Consider the following 16,677-nt stretch of genomic DNA (forward strand, 5'->3'; position numbering starts at 1 on the left):
AATGATGAAAGATTAAAAAAGCGGAGAGACGATGATATTTATCGTTTCTCCGTATTTGTATTAAACCAACTATTTTATAATTAAAGATTAATGTACTTAAGTTTAATTTGTGAAATTTATATATTAAAAGTCATATTGATCATTTTCTTCTTCTATTATTTGTGAATACACTTTGGAGACGCGTAATGTTGAAGTAGATAGTTCCTCTATTCTGAATAAGATATCATCATTTACAATCGTACCTTGTGAGAAATCACGTTCTTCGATAAATACATAAGTTTGAATAATGTGTGCCTTCATATAACCTAATATTGGTTTTAATTGTGTTTCAGGAATTAAATAATGCTTAGGTGAACCGGCCGTGGCTATGATTCCGATAACTTTATCTCTAAAGGCGTTAACAGGAAGTAGATCAAATACGTTTTTTAAAGTGCCAGGAATTGAAGCTTGGAATATAGGGAAACCAATAAAAATAATATCAGCTTGCATTAAGGCAGTAGTGAATTCTAACGTATCTCCTGAATAATCTAAATAATTGCGACCATCACTAAATGACAAATTTAAATTTTTTAAATCAAAAAATTGAATTTCATGTTGATGAGAAATTGCTTCGTTTAAATATGTCATAGCTGTACTTGTCTTAGAACCGACAGTTGAACCGGATAGAATTACGATTTTCATGCTAAGTCACCTACTTTTTCAAATGTTTTTTGACTCCAGGTATAATTTCATTACCAATAAGTTCGATATTTTTCATGATTTTATCGAAAGGTACACCACCAAAATCAATTTGGGCCATAAATCTTTGGTGATTATATAACTCATGTTGGTAAAGTATTTTTTCAATAATTTGCTGTGGACTTCCTACCATTAGGGCATCTCTATAATCAGGTGTATTTGCAAATTGTTGTTTTGGATAACCAGTTCCTCTTATAAATGACATACCTACATTAATATGAGGATAAAATTCACGTAAAGCAGCTTGTGTTGTATCAGCAGTATAGAATAAACTTGCTGTAGAAACAGGTAATGTTTCAGCGGAATTGTCAAAGCCATATTCTTTGGCAGTTAAACGGTATTCGTCTATAGAATTTTTAAATGTCATTGCTGGACCACCTAAAGTTGTAATCATCATCGGAATACCTTGACGACCAGCCTTGATTGCACTAGCAGCAGGACCACCAACTACTCTCCAAATTGGTAACACATTATCTATAGGCCTTGGAAAAATTTCCATGTTATTTAAGCCAGGTCTGAACTTACCAGACCAAGTAATTTTATTTGTTTTATTAAGTTCTAACAGTAAATTTAATTTCTCTTCATAAAGTTCGTCGTAGTCATTTAAATCTAAACCAAATAAATCAAATATACCAGTGCGTGATGCTCTTCCTGCTACAATTTCTGTACGACCGTGAGAAATAAGGTCTAATGTTGCAAAGTCTTCAAAGACTCTAACTGGATCAGCTGCACTAATAATAGAGGATGAACTAGATATTTTAATTGTATTTGTTGCTTGTGCGATTGCACCTAAAATAACAGTGTGCGCCTGTGTAGTAAAATGTTCTTGATGGCTTTCACCAACGCCGAAAACGTTGATACCTGCTTGTTCGGCTAATTGACTCGCTTCAATTAATTCTTGTATACGTTTTTCAGAACTTACTTTTTCACCTTTATGAGGATTAAGTAAGTGGTCTCCAAGTGAATAAAGACCAAATTCTAATGGGGTATTTTTATTCATTTTTAATTTAGCCATAGCGTATCATCCTTTATAAATCATGTAGTTTAGACTCTATTTCAGTTCTTTGATTTTCCATAAAATCTGGCAAATTGAGTTCTTTACCTAGGTTTTCAATCTCTGTATCAACCGTAAATCCAGGTGAATCAGTTGCAAATTCATACATAATACTATTATGTCGATAATAAAGAGATTTGAAAAAGTAGCGATCTATAATGCCACTATTATTTCCTGGGTTATGATCAATTGTGTTTAATACGGACTCTAAATTTGAATCTTTTGGCGTGTTCACGGCGATATGATGTACATATCCTTGACCAGGACGCGCACGCTCTCCTTGTTGTTCAATAACTACGAAATCAGTATACAAACCTTCTTGATCTAATGTCATAACAGTTTCGTCAGTGTCTTGACGAGGTGCATAATTTAGTTCGTTTTTTAAAAAATCGATTGTTGGTTGAGCTTCACGTACTCTAAGCTCAACAGGTCCCATACCTAATATTTGATGTTGTACAGGAACATCCGTATAAGGATTTTTTCTCCACATTGTAGGGATTTTATAATCATCGTTAACAAGTAATACAATTTCTAGATTATCGACATCTTTAAATAATAGTGCTGGCTGATTTAGATATGTTATATCAGTTGTCGTAATATTAGCTTCTGTGAGACGCGATTTGAAATAAGATAGTGCTGCTTCATTTGGGACGAGTAATGATAAACGATGGATAGAATTTGTACCAGGACGATTCTTACCTACATGTGGAATTTCAAAAAAACTTAGTAATGTACCGACAGAGCCAATTTCATCACCGAAAAACAAGTGATACATAGTTGGATTATCTTGGTTTACGGATTTTTCTACCAAGCGCAATCCTAATAGTTGAGTGTAGAAGTCTTTGTTTATTTGAGCATCTTTTGTATACATTGAAATGTGATGATGACCGACAATGTTCATATGTGTACCCCCGCATTATGATGATTTCTAGTTTTAATACTCATTACCTATTTAAAAGAAAATAAACCGATGTAGTATAAAAAGTATACTAGTTATCTATAATATATGTCGAAAATGGAAAAAAAGCAATAACTGTGAACTATTATAAGTGACACATGTCGTATGTGATAATTTAAATGAATTTTTACATAGTAGATAGTCGATAAAATATCGGACTTTGTTGGAAGTCTTTGTGCACTCTTTCCTCGGGAACATATCTTCAGCTAGTTCTTTATAAACTTGTCAGTGGTTTCTCAAATCACTACTATTTTTAACATGGACGCTATTAGAGTCTATATTATCTGTGGTAGGTCTTATCTTAATATTAATCACAAATTTAATTATATGATATTAATTGTTAACCAAAATAAAAAATCCCTTCATAAACAATCACTTGAATGTGATTGCTATGAAGGGATTTTATTATGATTTGTTGTCCTGAGTCAGCGTAAGCATACCATCTTCCATGTGATATACGCTATCACAATACTCTGTTAGTCGCTCATCATGCGTAACGACGATACAAGTTTTGTTTTGTTCCATCGTTTGTTCTTTCAAAATTTTCATTACTTCCATTGCATTGTTCGTGTCTAATGAAGCGGTTGGTTCATCAGCTAGAATAATTGATGGTTTTGTATAAAGTGCTTTAGCAATCGCAACGCGTTGCTTTTGTCCGCCAGATATTTCACTTGGAAGTTTATTCTCAAGCACCGCAATATCTAGTTGCTTAACAAGTTGATTATAACTTGCTTCGTCTAGCACATCTTTTTTCTGTTTTTGTAGTAACTTAAATTGCTGTTTTACATTTAGAAATGGTACAAGATTCGTAGCTTGAAGAATAAAACCAATTTCTTGCATCCTCGTTTTTGCTAATTCTTTTAACGACAGTTGAGAAACGTGTTTATCATTGATGATAATTTCACCAGATGTAGGTGTTTGTAATGCGCCGGCCATTGTTAGAAACGTACTTTTTCCAGAACCAGAGGGTCCGATAATGGCAATTAGTTCATTTTTATTAAATTTTAAAGATGTAGGTTTTACAGCTTCAATTGTTTGATTCCCGTCTTTAAAGCTTTTAGTGACGTTTTTAAATTCTAGCATTTATTATACACTCCTATTTATCCTATTGCCTTGAGTGGATCTACTTTTCTAATCGTCAATATCGAGAAGAGGCTACCTAATAGAGAAACTATGATAAGGACGACGCCGTATACTAATAATGTAGTAACATCAAATTTAACCGGGACTACACTTGGTAAAAAGGCGCCGGTCAGTAAAGTTAGCGCCAGTCCAATTAATGTACCAATCATTGCAATGATGAATGTTTGTGATAATACAACTTTTGCTAAATATCCATTTGTGAAACCTTGTGCTTTTAATACACCGAATAAATTTGTTTTTTGTAACGTAATGACATATAAAAAGATGCCAATCACTGTTGCAGAAATAATAAATAAGAATGTGATCATAAAGTTTAACGTTAAGTTTTGAGCTTGATAACCTGGTAAATTTTCAACGAAACTTTCAATTTCTATAGCTTCTAAATCACTATTTAAATCTTGCTTATTCCAATTTTTATCTCTGACCACGACCGCATTGGTTGTATTTTTATCCAATGAAGGGTTAATTTTTTGTATTGTACTATTATTAGAAAATAGGACTGGCGAGGCATTGTATTTAGCACTTTCACTAAAGCCTACAATTTCCAATTTTTCATCTGATTGTGATAACGATAATTTATCTCCTATTTTAAACCCTTTATCTTTTAAAGTTTCATCCGCCACTACTTCATTGTCAGATTTTACTTTTTTGCCTTCTATCATATCAGGTACTAGGAAAGAATCAGAAGTGACACCAAATAGTAAGGCATTTTCTTCTGCATTACCATTAGAAGCGATAACACCAGTCTGTTTTAAAGTCGTTTGTTTATCATATGTATTTCTGACATCATCTTTATTGAACGAAGACTGTTCTACAGTTTCATTTGCATCTTTATTTAATACAATAGCATCGGCTTGCCATTTATCGATGCCTTCTCTATTCATATTCATCAGACCGCTTGCTAAGCCGGATAAAAGGAAAAGTAGGTAACTGATCATAATTAAGACTCCGATAATCAAGCTGAATTTCAACTTGTTACGCTTAATTTCATTCCATGCTAAAAACATAAATTACCTCCTATGTGTTAATTGCGATTATATTTATATCAATTAAAAAATTCATTTTCAACTTACTTATTTTATAAAGCTTACTTCTATCATAACCTATTAAAATATAAGATGTATTCATTTTCTATGTAAAAAAGACAGTGTATCTTGAATCGTAGATTATTTAATGAAAGACAAAACACTTGTATAAGCATTGCTTATACAAGTGCTTTGAAAATTAATCTTCAAAATTAATAGTTTGTGGTTCATCTAATGTTTTATCATTCATTATCTTAATAGATTGTGGCTGAGCTTTAACTACGCATAATTCTGAATCAGTTTTGTTATCGAAAAACGATTTGTCTTGATTTTGCCATAACCAATCAATTGTTTCTTGGTCTTGAGCAATTGATAATGTGGCATCAATTTCTAGAAAACTACGATTATTTGTGTCATCGTAACCAATTAAAATATGTGCACGTGGATTTGACTCAATTTCGTCCATTTTTATTGAGTTAACATTTGTTTTTGTATAAAGCGTGTTACCGTTATTATAAAAAATCATATATCTACTGTTAGGCACATTATTATATGCGGTAGATAGCACTCCGACACGCGATGTATTAAGTATTTCATTAATCTTGTTAGTTAAATTAGTATTATCCATATATATCACCTCTGTTTGCTTTATTCCCTAATAATGATATTTAAAAACTAAATTCCGATAAAAACTAATGAAGTTCAATTAGATAATAATTATTCTAAAATCATCATAAATGCTAAAACTACAAGACATGCAGACATACTAACTTTATAGATAAATTCATATTTTAATAGAAGTTTTTTAAAGCAAAGTCCCATAACTGCCCAGGCAACTGCACCTGAAACACCTATAAGTGCAATGATAATTGTATAACTGAGTGTAGCAAGAAAACTTATATTTTGAGTAGTTACATAGGTCACGATTGCAGTAAGTACATAAACGATTGTTTTAGGATTCATATATTGAAGAAGCAAACCATCTCTCATACGATACGTATTGCTTTGTTGAGCGTCTTTAGCATTGTTTTTAAATACAGAATAAGCAAGATACAATAAGTAAATAAATCCCACTATTTTAATTACAAATATAAAACTTGAAAAGTAAGCAGCCATATACTCACTAAATAATAAGCAAAGCATGGAAAGTGTTAAAAAACCTAATCCAATACCAATTAAGAATTTCGCAGTGCCTTTAAGACCTAATTTTAAAGCGCCATCTAATGCTAATAAGTTATTTGGTCCAGGTGTATAACCCATAAAAAACGTATAAAAAACAAATGATATAAACAAATTGCATTCTCCCTTCATTATCCTGTATTATGGAAATATAAATATAAAACTTCCGCTCAATAGGATGTTTCCTTTTAAAAGGATTTTATATCCATCAAACAGGAAAGTCAATGTAAAAGGGGCATAATAATGGAATTTCATAAAATAGTAGCTAAGAATATTTACTTATATAGAAAGAAAAATAAGATTAGCTTGGACAAATTATCAAAGCTCACAGGGGTGAGCACATCTTCATTGAATGAAATTGAAAAAGGTAATACGATTCCTTCCATAAATACCGTTTGGAAAATTAGTAATGGTTTAAAATTATCGTTTAGTAGTTTAATGAATGAGGCAGAGTCAGATTATACACAGTTAAAAAAAGAAGATGTTGTACCTGTTACTGAAGATGAGGGGAAATATCGTGTTTATCCATATTTTCCATTTGAAAAGAGTAAGTCCTTTGAATTCTTTTATGTCGAGCTTGATCCAGGAGCAACATTAGATGCCGAACCCCATTTATCCGGTTCAGAGGAATCAATTATTGTAATTGATGGACAATTAGAAATGCATTTAGAACATGAAACGCTTCATTTAGGCGAAGGCGATGCTTTGAGGTTCAGATCAGACATCTCTCATAGTTATGTTAATAATGGAGAAAATATTACCCTAATATCTATGGTTATTGACTATCAATAAATTAAAACCCATGTTTCTCTACGTAGTAGAGGGCATGGGTTTTGTTATAAAATAATATAACTGTGTGTAAAAGATTTATTATTCTTGTTTATGAAAATTGTCTTTATTTTTTCTCTGTTAAACCAAAAATATGCATTAGGAGCATCTTGTTGCGTGGGTTTATAAACAGCTAAGCTGCCAGATCCTTTCGATTTTTTCTGATTTTCAAAATCTTTTAAAGCACGAAAGGCGGGCTTACATAAAATCCATATAGCTATAATATTTAGCCATGCCATCATACCAACACCTACATCGCCCATTGCCCACGCAGCATCAGCGGTCTTGATTGTGCCATATGCAGTGGCAAAAATAAGTAGGAAACGGGTCAATGTAATATAAACACACACAAAAAATCTGTTCAAGTTTCTATTATTGAGACTTGAACAGATTTTTGGTTATGCTATTTTCTTTTTTCTGCAGTGGCGTTAATTCTTTTATTTAATAACACAAAGAATAAGATGAATGCGATAGAAATAAAGATGTGACCTAAACCAGCAATGCCCGCGATTGCAGGACTTACATTGAATCCTTTGATAGTAGCAATACCATTCACAAATTGAATTGCTACAGTTACTAATACGCCTAAGTGGAAAATATAAAAGAAACTATTAAATAATTTACTATTACGAGTCAATTTAAGTTGATGTTCGATAACCATGAAAATCAAGAACATAATTGTACCTAAAACTAATAAATGTGTGTGCGTTACATTTAATTGCGAATAACCGCTAAAATTTTCTCCTTTTGACATTTCTCTATAGAACAAACCACTAAGTAATCCTAATAAAGTATAAAAGGCAGAGCTGAACATTAATTTTTTCATTTTTTCTTCCTCCAAATTGTTAATAACTGCAATATAAAGTAATTTTATGAACTGTTTATGAACAGCATAAAAATAAATTACCAGATTATAACAATATGAAAGAAACGCACGATAACGAATGAAATATAAATTTTAATATTGGCATATCAAGTAGAGCGCATTTTAAAAAATAGCACCTTATTATTTTTGTTGTGCCAATAACAGCGAATAAATAGTATCCAGTACTGGCGTATCCACTTGATGTAATTTTGCTTTTCTAAATAAAAAGCCTTGGATTCCTTCTATTTCTAATGGGTTATCTGAGATGATATCGTAATACATACTTGTGCCCATTTGATTGGGATAACCTTCGTAAATCGTCATAATACCATCGATAATGTCATCATCAAAGTAGACATTTTCAGCTTGTGCAATGGCTACACCTTCAACTAATAATTGCTTACAAAGGTGTTTCATTCCTGGGACTTGAAGTACTTCGGCAGTGCGACGACTTAACGCTGTGACACTATTAATAGCTAAATTAACAAGTAATTTATACCAAATGGCATAATCAATATCGTTTGTGAGTTCAATTTCTAAAGAAGAGCCAGCTACAATATCTTGGAATGCACGCGTTTCTGGAGAATCTTCTAAAATGATTTTGTGATCACGATAATGCGTTACTGTAGAACCAGATTTTCGTCCGCTAATATAAACAACACCTTGAAATACGTGAGGGTGTTCAAAGCGTGACAACTGACCATGACCATTTTGAGCAAGTATAATAGTTGTTTGCTCATGGATTAAATGTTTCATTTCTCTTAATACAGCATCAAGTTGAGGTATTTTAACCGCAATAATTAAAACATCAACGTGGCTTTGATCAGTTGTTAATGGCGTTACCTGTAAAGTATGTGCATGTCCATATCCAGTATTATTATTGGCAAAGTAGGTGAGTGTTTGATGGTGTCGACCGAGTAAGCGTAAATCAGGATGTATGGTTAAAAGGTCAATTGCAATCGTGCTACCTACTGCGCCAGGTCCAATTATTGCAATTTTGTTCATGTTTTTAATTTCCTTTTCTAAGTAGATTGGTTAGTATATGGATAACAATACAAATATAACAAACTGCGGAGATGATTTTAATTGAAAACATTAAATCAGTTATTAGATATGAAACAGAGTAACGATAAAATATCAATGGTGACAGCTTATGATTATCCTAGTGCGAAGCAAGCTGAAGCAGCACAAATAGATACAATATTAGTTGGTGATTCATTAGGGATGACCGTCTTAGGTTATGATAGTACAGTACAAGTGACGGTAGACGATATGATTCACCATGCAAAAGCAGTACGACGAGGTGCGCCAAGCACGTTTGTAATTGTAGATGTACCTTTTGGTGCGGTGGGTATAAACGAGCAGTCGGATTTAGAAACAGCTGTAAAATTATATCAGCAGACTCAAGCGAATGCGATTAAAGCTGAAGGTGCACATTTAACTCAATATATTGAAAGTTGTAGCAATGTGGGTATTCCAGTTGTTTCACATCTTGGGTTAACACCCCAAAGTGTTGGTATAACTGGGTATAAAATGCAGGCAAATACTAAAGAAGCAGCACAACAACTTATAGTTGATGCATATAATGTACAACAAGCAGGTGCTGTTATGTTAGTGCTAGAAGCAATTCCAAGCGATTTAGCTGCTAAAATCACTAAAAATTTAGATATACCAGTTATTGGAATTGGCGCTGGTAAAAGCACAGATGGTCAAGTATTGGTGTATCATGATTTACTAAATTATGAAGTCAACCATCAAGCAAAATTTGTGAAACAATATGGTGATTTTTCAAAAGGTGTTCAAGCATTATCTCTATATAATACAGAAGTTAAGTCACAACAATTTCCAAGTGATGCGCACACTTACAAAAAGCAGGTCATGAACGAGGTGTCTGAATGACTGAGTTAATTACTACTATAGAAGAAATGACTGAAATGTCTAAGCAATGGATAAAATCAAATAAATCAGTGGGCTTTGTACCTACGATGGGCGCTTTACACGAGGGCCATTTGAAAATGATGTCACAATCTATTACGGAAAATGACTTGACAGTGATTAGTGTTTTTGTAAATCCACTGCAATTTGGACCTGATGAAGATTTAGATGCGTATCCTCGAGACATTGAAAGTGACACAACTAAAGCGTCATCAGTAGGCGTAGATTATATTTTTTATCCGAGTGAAAAAGAAATGTATCCGGAACAACCTACAATTGAAGTAAAGGCTGGACGTCTAGCATCAGTATTAGAAGGCGCACAACGTCCGGGGCATTTTGACGGCGTAGTGACAGTAGTAAATAAACTGTTCAATATTATACAGCCAGAACGTGCTTATTTTGGAAAAAAGGATGCACAGCAATTAGCTATAGTGGAAAAAATGGTTGAAGACTTTAATCATGCAATTGATATTGTAGGCGTAGACATCGTTCGTGAAGCGGATGGTCTAGCTAAGAGTTCACGTAATATTTATTTAACGTCAGAAGAAAGAGCAGAAGCGCCTCACCTTTATAAAAGTTTGCAGTTAGCACAATCATTATATAATCAAGGTGAACGAAGCAGTTTGAAAATTATTGAAGCTACGCGTGATTATATACAACAACATACGAGTGGGGATATAGAAACAGTGGCAATTTATAGCTATCCTCAACTTGTCGAACAACATGAAATTACAGATAAAATTTTTATGTCGCTAGCAGTCAAATTTAGTCAGGCACGTTTAATAGATAATATTATTATCGGTGATTAATTTGTCGTAATGTATTTACATGATTAGTGAACAATTCAGTTAGATACAACATTCTCTCAATATACAATTTACATTTTCTTAGTGTTGATTTATCATATGTAGAGAGAGATATTTATCGAGAAAACAATTATATGATAATTAAATAGTTTTAAGGGTATAAATACAGTAGTGAAAATAATGTATGCGTTATCTCAAGAACTAAACAACTTTGTTTTATCTTATATAATTAATTAAAAAGTGATTATGAGAGGTGGTAAAAAAATGAGTGAATCTAACTCAAAAGATGTCATTTTAATTGGTGCTGGTGTTTTAAGTACAACATTCGGTACGATGTTAAAAGATCTTGCACCAGAATGGAATATTAAACTTTTTGAAAGACTCGAAAAACCTGCAATTGAAAGTTCTAACGAACGCCACAATGCTGGTACTGGACATGCCGCATTATGTGAATTGAACTACACAGTTGAACAAAAAGATGGTTCAATCGATATAGAAAAAGCGAAAGAAATTAATGAACAATTTGAGATTTCAAAACAATTTTGGTCTCACTTAGTAAAAAGTAATCAAATTCAAGACCCACAAGAATTTATACGCCCATTACCGCATATTAGTTTTGTGCAAGGCGATAAAAATGTGAATTTCTTGAAGAGACGTTATGAAGCACTTGCGCCTTTATCAATGTTTAAAGGTATAGAATATACAGAAGATCATAAAAAACTACAAGAGTGGATGCCATTAATGATGGAAGGCCGCGACCCAGAAGAAGTAGTTGCAGCTAGTAAAATTGACGAAGGTACAGATGTTAACTTCGGTGAACTTACAAGAAAAATGGCTAAAAACTTAAACGAACATGAAAATGCAGAACTTTTCTACAAACATGAAGTTCAAGACTTCAGCCGTCGTAAAGATGGTAAATGGGAAGTTAAAATTAAAGACCTTAAGACTAATAAAGTAGAACATCACATCACTGATTATCTATTTATTGGTGCAGGTGGTGCTGCAATTCCAATGCTACAAAAAACTGGTATTCCAGAAAGTAAACATTTAGGTGGATTCCCAATTACAGGAGAATTCTTAGTATGTAATAATCCTGATGTTGTAGCTAAGCACGAAGTTAAAGCTTATGGTAAAGAACCTGAAGGTACACCGCCAATGACGGTACCTCACTTAGACAGACGTTATATTCAAGATGAAAACTCATTACTATTTGGACCATTCGCAGCGATTGGCCCTAAATTCTTGAAAAATGGTTCTAATTTAGATTTATTTAAATCAATCAATCCTAGCAATATAATCACTATGTTAGCTGCAGCGGCGAAAAACTTCCCGTTAATTAAATATTCTATTCAAGAAGTATTAGCTAAAAAAGAAGATCGAATGAAAGAATTACGTCGATTTGTTCCTGATGCTAAGGATGAAGATTGGGATATTATGCAAGCTGGTAAACGTGTTCAAGTTATCAAAGATACGAAAGAACACGGTAGAGGATTTATTCAATTCGGTACAGAAGTTGTAAATTCAAAAGACCATTCTGTAATTGCATTATTAGGTGAATCTCCAGGTGCTTCTACTTCGGTTTCAGTTGCATTAGAAGTAATCGAGAAAAACTTCCCAGATTATATGGCTGAATGGGAACCTAAGTTGAAAGAAATCATTCCATCTTATGGTAAATCATTAATTGAAGATTACGCATTATTAAAAGAAATACGACAAGCAAATAATGCTGAACTTGGTTTGAATAATTTATAATAAGTAACAAATTTACCCTTGGAGCAGTTTGGCTTCAAGGGTTTTTTATGTTTGATAATAATTTTGAAAACGAATTACAATCACTGACTATCTGTAAGTAAGACACTATCTACAAACCTTCAGCACAATCCTACTAGTGAAATTCCCTTGAATTTTAAAGTCGGAAAATAAAATTTTTCGCTTACATTTGTTTTGAAGAATACTCTCGTGTATTTTACATATAACTATATGAAACAACTAAAATTCACTATTATCTTATTTTTATTCATTGAAATATATCATTTTATATGTCCTGTACTATAATAACTTTAAAATAGTTCTTGTGTTTTAAAATATGGTTGAGTAATATTGAGTTGTACAAATCTATTTTGAGGTGGAAATATTATGAAAAACAAACAAGGGTTTTTACCTAATAAAATGAACAAATATTCTATTAGGAAATTTACAGTTGGGACGGCGTCACTTTTAATTGGAGCTACATTAGTATTCGGCGTAGGAAGCGAAGCACAAGCAGCTGAATTAGATGAGATTAAGACTAATGATAGTGGAAGTAACAAAGGGGAAGCATTAGATATAAGTGAAATAAAAACTATTGAAACAGAAACGCAAGATGTTGAGAAAGAACCAATTTCTAATGCAAATGACGTTAAAGATACAGAGGGTAAAGAAGAAAATTCTGATATAGACACATCAAAAGTAGAAAGTGAAAATACAGAAAAGGTTCTTGAATCGCAAAATGTTGTAGAGACAACAAAAGAAGATACAAATATTGAACCTTCAACAGACAACAAAAATCAGGAAATTAATGAAAAAGCTACTTCAGAAAATAATGTAATTGAAGAAGAAACACCTACTAATGAAAAAGTAGAAAGTGAAAATACAGAAACTCCTAACATAAATGAAAATACGGATACATTAAAAATTGAAGAAAAAACAAATGATGAAATAAATACAAGCGAACCGAAAACAACTGATGAAAATAAGCATGAAATGACTGAACAGAAAACAAAAATTGAAGAGGATTCTCAGCAACCAACAGAGTCAATTAATGAAAAAGTGCAAACAGAACAAGAAATAACTTTAGATCAAACAGAAATGGAAAATGGCGACAATGTAAATGATGAAATTACACCTACTGATCAATCTACAGCCGACTCAGCATTGATACAACAATTATCAACTACTACGGATAAAGAAGCAGAAGTTAAAACTTTCTTAAATAGTGAGTTGTCAGAAGAAGAAACAAAATCAATTATAGATCAAACAAATATTAACTTTGAAGAAGCGTCTAATGAGGAAATTAAGAATGAAATCTTAAAAGCATTAGCGATTCAATTAGCTAATGAGCAAGATGCGAATACAATTTTAGCTACACCTAAAAGAACAATGCTACGCACTATGGCAGCACCAACAGCAATAGCAACAGCTGATGCGACAAATGAGCAAGTGGATAAATCACTGGGTTACGTAGACAACTATACATTTGCGAGTTTAATATTTGATCCTAAAACATTATCTTCACAAGGTGCTTTAGACAGCAAGGAAATAGATTTTAATATTGATAGCTATATGTCAGGTTCAAACTCTGGTGATAGATATAAGATTGATTTGAAGTTAGATCCAATTATTGCTAAGCACGTTACTAAAATATCAGTAAATCCTGCCAACCGTAGTAATCCAGTAGAATTTGTACGTTTAACTGACGACCAAGGTAATTTAACCAATACGTGGGAAGTCAATTTTATCAGAGCTAATAATGGGCTATTTGGTGGTGCTGAAATATTAAGTCAATATTCAGCTGAAAACGGTAAGATTTATTTAGATGATACAGTTAGAAATATAATTAATGAGGCTGGAGATTTAAGTAACAATAAATTAAATTACCAAATGTTTGTGAGAGATTCTAGTGAAAATAAAATTGTACGTACTACCGAAAGTAGTGGATATTTCTTAACAAATGCTGACTCAGATTTAATACAGCTGCAAAATAAGATATCCACTGCAAATAGTAAATCATTTACATCAAGTAGTGGCTCTGCGGTGTTTAATTCAGATATCGGTAATAATGGTGGCATTATAATAGACCAACAAGTTATGAAAGATGGCATTTTTAGTTACAATACTGCTGGAAATAAACAATGGTCATACAATTATCAAATTGATAAGGACTTATTACCTTACATTGAGAGTGCAGAATTACACACGTATGATTACGCTGGTTTAGCTGGGTTTGATAAAACTTATTATGCTTCTAATAAAGTAGCAGATTTAACACTAGACACAATAGGTAATGGTAAAATCACAAGTGAAAATTTGAATGACCTTATATCATTCAATAATAGCTTGCCAGAAACTGTAGGTATGAGAATAGTTTTGAAATTAAACCAAAGCGTGAATAATATTTTAACTAAAGAAGCATTGTATGATTCTGCAGGTAACTTAATTAGTGAAACAACTAAGCAAAAAGAAGATTTCACATTTGCAGGATATTTAACTGATAACGGTGGAATGCTTATCAATAATACAATGGGCACTTCAACATTAGCATTACAAGATTATGATAAAGATGGTCTGTTAGATAGGTATGAGCGTCAAGTATCATTGAGTAATGCTGAAGTTTTAGATACTGATGCTGATGGGAAAAATGATGGTTATGAAGTAGTCAATTACAAAACATCTCCACTGGTAGGTTTACCAGTAGTTGCAGATATTAACATGGCAGATACTATAGTAAGTGGATCAGTCCCATTAAAAGAAGGAGCAGTTTCACAAACTGCAAAAGTGATTAATGCGGATAATCAGATCATTGGCAGTGCAACTGTAAACAGCGATGGATCATTTGCTATTGTTATACCTAGCTCGCCCGCAGGAGAATATACAATTGCGATTGATTCACCAAATTATGCTAATGATGAAGTAAGTAAATTTAATATTATAGATAATACTATAGTCCCCACACCAACGATTGATCCAGTAGATGATAATGATACAGTCATTGTTGTTCATGGTGCTACAGGGTCAACAGTAACTGATATCACAGCGCCAGAAGCACCAACGGTGAAAGAGTTAACAAGTGAAGATACACAAGTCAGTGGCACAGCTGAACCAAATTCAGAAGTAACTGTAACATTCCCAGACGACACAACAGTAACAGGCACAACAGATGAAGAGGGTAACTATACAATAGATATTCCGGAAAATGTTGAGCTAGAAGGCGGAGAAGAAGTAAAAGTTGTAGCTACAGATAAAGACGGCAATGTATCTGAAGAAGGATCAACAACAGTAACTGATGTGACAGCACCAGAAGCACCAACGGTGAAAGAAGTAACAAGTGAAGATACACAAGTTAGTGGCACAGCTGAACCAAATTCAGAAGTAACCGTAACATTCCCAGACGGCACAACAGTAACAGGCACAACAGATGAAGATGGTAACTATACAATAGATATTCCATCAAACATTGATTTAGTAGGCGGAGAAGAAGTTACCGCGACTTCAAAAGATAATGCAGGTAACATATCTGAAGAAGGATCAACAACAGTAACTGATATCACAGCGCCCGAGACACCAACGGTGGAAGAAGTAACGAGTGAAGATACACAAGTTAGTGGCACAGCTGAACCAAATTCAGAAGTAACTGTAACATTCCCAGATGGCACAACAGCAACAGGTACAACAGATGAAGAGGGTAACTATACAATAGATATTCCATCAAACATTGATTTAGTAGGCGGAGAAGAAATTACTGCGACTTCAAAAGATAATGCAGGTAACATATCTGAAGAAGGATCAACAACAGTAACTGATATCACAGCGCCCGAGACACCAACGGTGGAAGAAGTAACGAGTGAAGATACACAAGTTAGTGGCACAGCCGAACCAAATTCAGAAGTAACCGTAACATTCCCAGATGGAACAACAGCAACGGGTACAACAGATGAAGAGGGTAACTATACAATAGATATTCCGGAAAATGTTGAGCTAGAAGGCGGAGAAGAAGTAAAAGTTGTAGCTACAGATAAAGATGGCAATGTATCTGAAGAAGGATCAACAACAGTAACTGATGTGACAGCACCAGAAGCACCAACGGTGAAAGAAGTAACAAGTGAAGATACACAAGTTAGTGGCACAGCTGAACCAAATTCAGAAGTAACCGTAACATTCCCAGACGGCACAACAGTAACAGGCACAACAGATGAAGATGGTAACTATACAATAGATATTCCATCAAACATTGATTTAGTAGGCGGAGAAGAAATCACCGTTACTTCAACCGATAAAGATGGAAATATTTCTGAAAGTACTAAAGTTATAGTTATTAATAAAGAAGAAACGCCAAATACAGGTGAAACGCCAAATACAGGTGAAACGCCAAATACAGGTGAAATGCCAAA

The 16,677-nt window shown here is 33.3% G+C and carries 14 protein-coding genes and 1 pseudogene; 5 read left to right on the plus strand and 10 right to left on the minus strand.

The features are described from left to right. Window positions 1-123: 123 nt before the first annotated feature. The 7 genes from SOJ_RS02265 to SOJ_RS02295 all read right to left on the minus strand — a co-directional run bounded on the left by SOJ_RS02265 (window position 124) and on the right by SOJ_RS02295 (window position 6,211). Window positions 124-681 (minus strand): NADPH-dependent FMN reductase, encoded by a 558-nt coding sequence (locus SOJ_RS02265; RefSeq protein WP_002506458.1) that lies wholly within the window; start codon window positions 679-681, stop codon window positions 124-126. 10 nt (window positions 682-691) lie between these two features. After that, entirely contained in the window at window positions 692-1,753 is a 1,062-nt protein-coding gene (locus SOJ_RS02270) for an LLM class flavin-dependent oxidoreductase (protein WP_002506459.1), read from the minus strand. Between the two features lie 13 nt (window positions 1,754-1,766). Next, complete coding sequence (locus tag SOJ_RS02275; protein ID WP_002506460.1) at window positions 1,767-2,693, minus strand: VOC family protein; 927 nt, start codon at window positions 2,691-2,693, stop codon at window positions 1,767-1,769. A gap of 462 nt (window positions 2,694-3,155) precedes the next feature. Next, the gene (locus SOJ_RS02280) at window positions 3,156-3,833 is read right to left on the minus strand and encodes an ABC transporter ATP-binding protein (protein ID WP_002506461.1); all 678 of its coding nucleotides are present in this window, start codon (window positions 3,831-3,833) and stop codon (window positions 3,156-3,158) included. Window positions 3,834-3,850: 17 nt separating this feature from the next. Further along, window positions 3,851-4,900 (minus strand): ABC transporter permease, encoded by a 1,050-nt coding sequence (locus SOJ_RS02285; RefSeq protein WP_002506462.1) that lies wholly within the window; start codon window positions 4,898-4,900, stop codon window positions 3,851-3,853. 217 nt (window positions 4,901-5,117) lie between these two features. Next, window positions 5,118-5,546, minus strand: coding sequence for a pyridoxamine 5'-phosphate oxidase family protein (locus tag SOJ_RS02290; RefSeq protein ID WP_002506463.1), 429 nt, complete (start codon window positions 5,544-5,546; stop codon window positions 5,118-5,120). An 89-nt stretch (window positions 5,547-5,635) separates the two neighbouring features. Continuing rightward, window positions 5,636-6,211 (minus strand): LysE family transporter, encoded by a 576-nt coding sequence (locus tag SOJ_RS02295; RefSeq protein ID WP_002506464.1) that lies wholly within the window; start codon window positions 6,209-6,211, stop codon window positions 5,636-5,638. A gap of 129 nt (window positions 6,212-6,340) precedes the next feature. Here SOJ_RS02295 and SOJ_RS02300 point away from each other — a divergent pair, with 129 nt between their 5' ends. Beyond that, a complete protein-coding gene (locus SOJ_RS02300; RefSeq protein WP_002506465.1) occupies window positions 6,341-6,889 on the plus strand; it encodes a helix-turn-helix domain-containing protein in 549 nt (182 codons plus the stop codon). 44 nt (window positions 6,890-6,933) lie between these two features. Here the strand turns inward: SOJ_RS02300 and SOJ_RS02305 are convergent. From SOJ_RS02305 to SOJ_RS02315, 3 genes and pseudogenes are all read right to left on the minus strand, one after another. Beyond that, window positions 6,934-7,290: pseudogene (locus tag SOJ_RS02305) on the minus strand (alanine:cation symporter family protein); the annotation flags it as partial. 38 nt (window positions 7,291-7,328) lie between these two features. Next, window positions 7,329-7,751, minus strand: a complete 423-nt coding sequence (locus tag SOJ_RS02310) for a DUF2871 domain-containing protein (RefSeq protein ID WP_002506467.1) — start codon at window positions 7,749-7,751, stop codon at window positions 7,329-7,331. 180 nt (window positions 7,752-7,931) lie between these two features. Then, on the minus strand, window positions 7,932-8,795 hold the full coding sequence (locus SOJ_RS02315; RefSeq protein WP_002506468.1) for an oxidoreductase: 864 nt from the start codon (window positions 8,793-8,795) through the stop codon (window positions 7,932-7,934). Window positions 8,796-8,876: 81 nt separating this feature from the next. Between SOJ_RS02315 and panB the strand changes: the two genes are divergently transcribed. From panB to SOJ_RS02335, 4 genes are all read left to right on the plus strand, one after another. After that, on the plus strand, window positions 8,877-9,689 hold the full coding sequence (panB, locus tag SOJ_RS02320) for a 3-methyl-2-oxobutanoate hydroxymethyltransferase (RefSeq protein WP_002506469.1): 813 nt from the start codon (window positions 8,877-8,879) through the stop codon (window positions 9,687-9,689). Next, on the plus strand, window positions 9,686-10,534 hold the full coding sequence (gene panC / locus SOJ_RS02325; protein ID WP_002506470.1) for a pantoate--beta-alanine ligase: 849 nt from the start codon (window positions 9,686-9,688) through the stop codon (window positions 10,532-10,534). Before panB ends, panC begins: the two co-directional genes overlap by 4 nt. Window positions 10,535-10,777: 243 nt before the next feature. After that, window positions 10,778-12,283: a malate dehydrogenase (quinone) gene (gene mqo / locus SOJ_RS02330; RefSeq protein ID WP_303660281.1), complete on the plus strand. Its 1,506-nt coding sequence runs from the start codon at window positions 10,778-10,780 to the stop codon at window positions 12,281-12,283. 384 nt (window positions 12,284-12,667) lie between these two features. Next, window positions 12,668-16,677, plus strand: a 4,010-nt coding sequence (locus SOJ_RS02335) for an Ig-like domain-containing protein (protein WP_037539394.1), incomplete at its 3' end; no start/stop codon positions are given.

Source organism: Staphylococcus sp. OJ82 (genome assembly GCF_000294465.1).
Classification (GTDB): Bacteria; Bacillota; Bacilli; order Staphylococcales; family Staphylococcaceae; genus Staphylococcus; species Staphylococcus equorum.

What these genes read in the sequence shown, in the direction of transcription:
- SOJ_RS02290 (WP_002506463.1), bottom strand. Translation starts at nt 5,546, where the DNA reads ATGGATAATACTAATTTAACTAACAAGATTAATGAAATACTTAATACA.
- SOJ_RS02285 (WP_002506462.1), bottom strand. Translation starts at nt 4,900, where the DNA reads ATGTTTTTAGCATGGAATGAAATTAAGCGTAACAAGTTGAAATTCAGC.
- SOJ_RS02310 (WP_002506467.1), bottom strand. Translation starts at nt 7,751, where the DNA reads ATGAAAAAATTAATGTTCAGCTCTGCCTTTTATACTTTATTAGGATTA.
- SOJ_RS02265 (WP_002506458.1), bottom strand. Translation starts at nt 681, where the DNA reads ATGAAAATCGTAATTCTATCCGGTTCAACTGTCGGTTCTAAGACAAGT.
- mqo (WP_303660281.1), top strand. Translation starts at nt 10,778, where the DNA reads ATGAGAGGTGGTAAAAAAATGAGTGAATCTAACTCAAAAGATGTCATT.
- panC (WP_002506470.1), top strand. Translation starts at nt 9,686, where the DNA reads ATGACTGAGTTAATTACTACTATAGAAGAAATGACTGAAATGTCTAAG.
- SOJ_RS02270 (WP_002506459.1), bottom strand. Translation starts at nt 1,753, where the DNA reads ATGGCTAAATTAAAAATGAATAAAAATACCCCATTAGAATTTGGTCTT.
- SOJ_RS02280 (WP_002506461.1), bottom strand. Translation starts at nt 3,833, where the DNA reads ATGCTAGAATTTAAAAACGTCACTAAAAGCTTTAAAGACGGGAATCAA.
- SOJ_RS02315 (WP_002506468.1), bottom strand. Translation starts at nt 8,795, where the DNA reads ATGAACAAAATTGCAATAATTGGACCTGGCGCAGTAGGTAGCACGATT.
- SOJ_RS02300 (WP_002506465.1), top strand. Translation starts at nt 6,341, where the DNA reads ATGGAATTTCATAAAATAGTAGCTAAGAATATTTACTTATATAGAAAG.
- SOJ_RS02275 (WP_002506460.1), bottom strand. Translation starts at nt 2,693, where the DNA reads ATGAACATTGTCGGTCATCATCACATTTCAATGTATACAAAAGATGCT.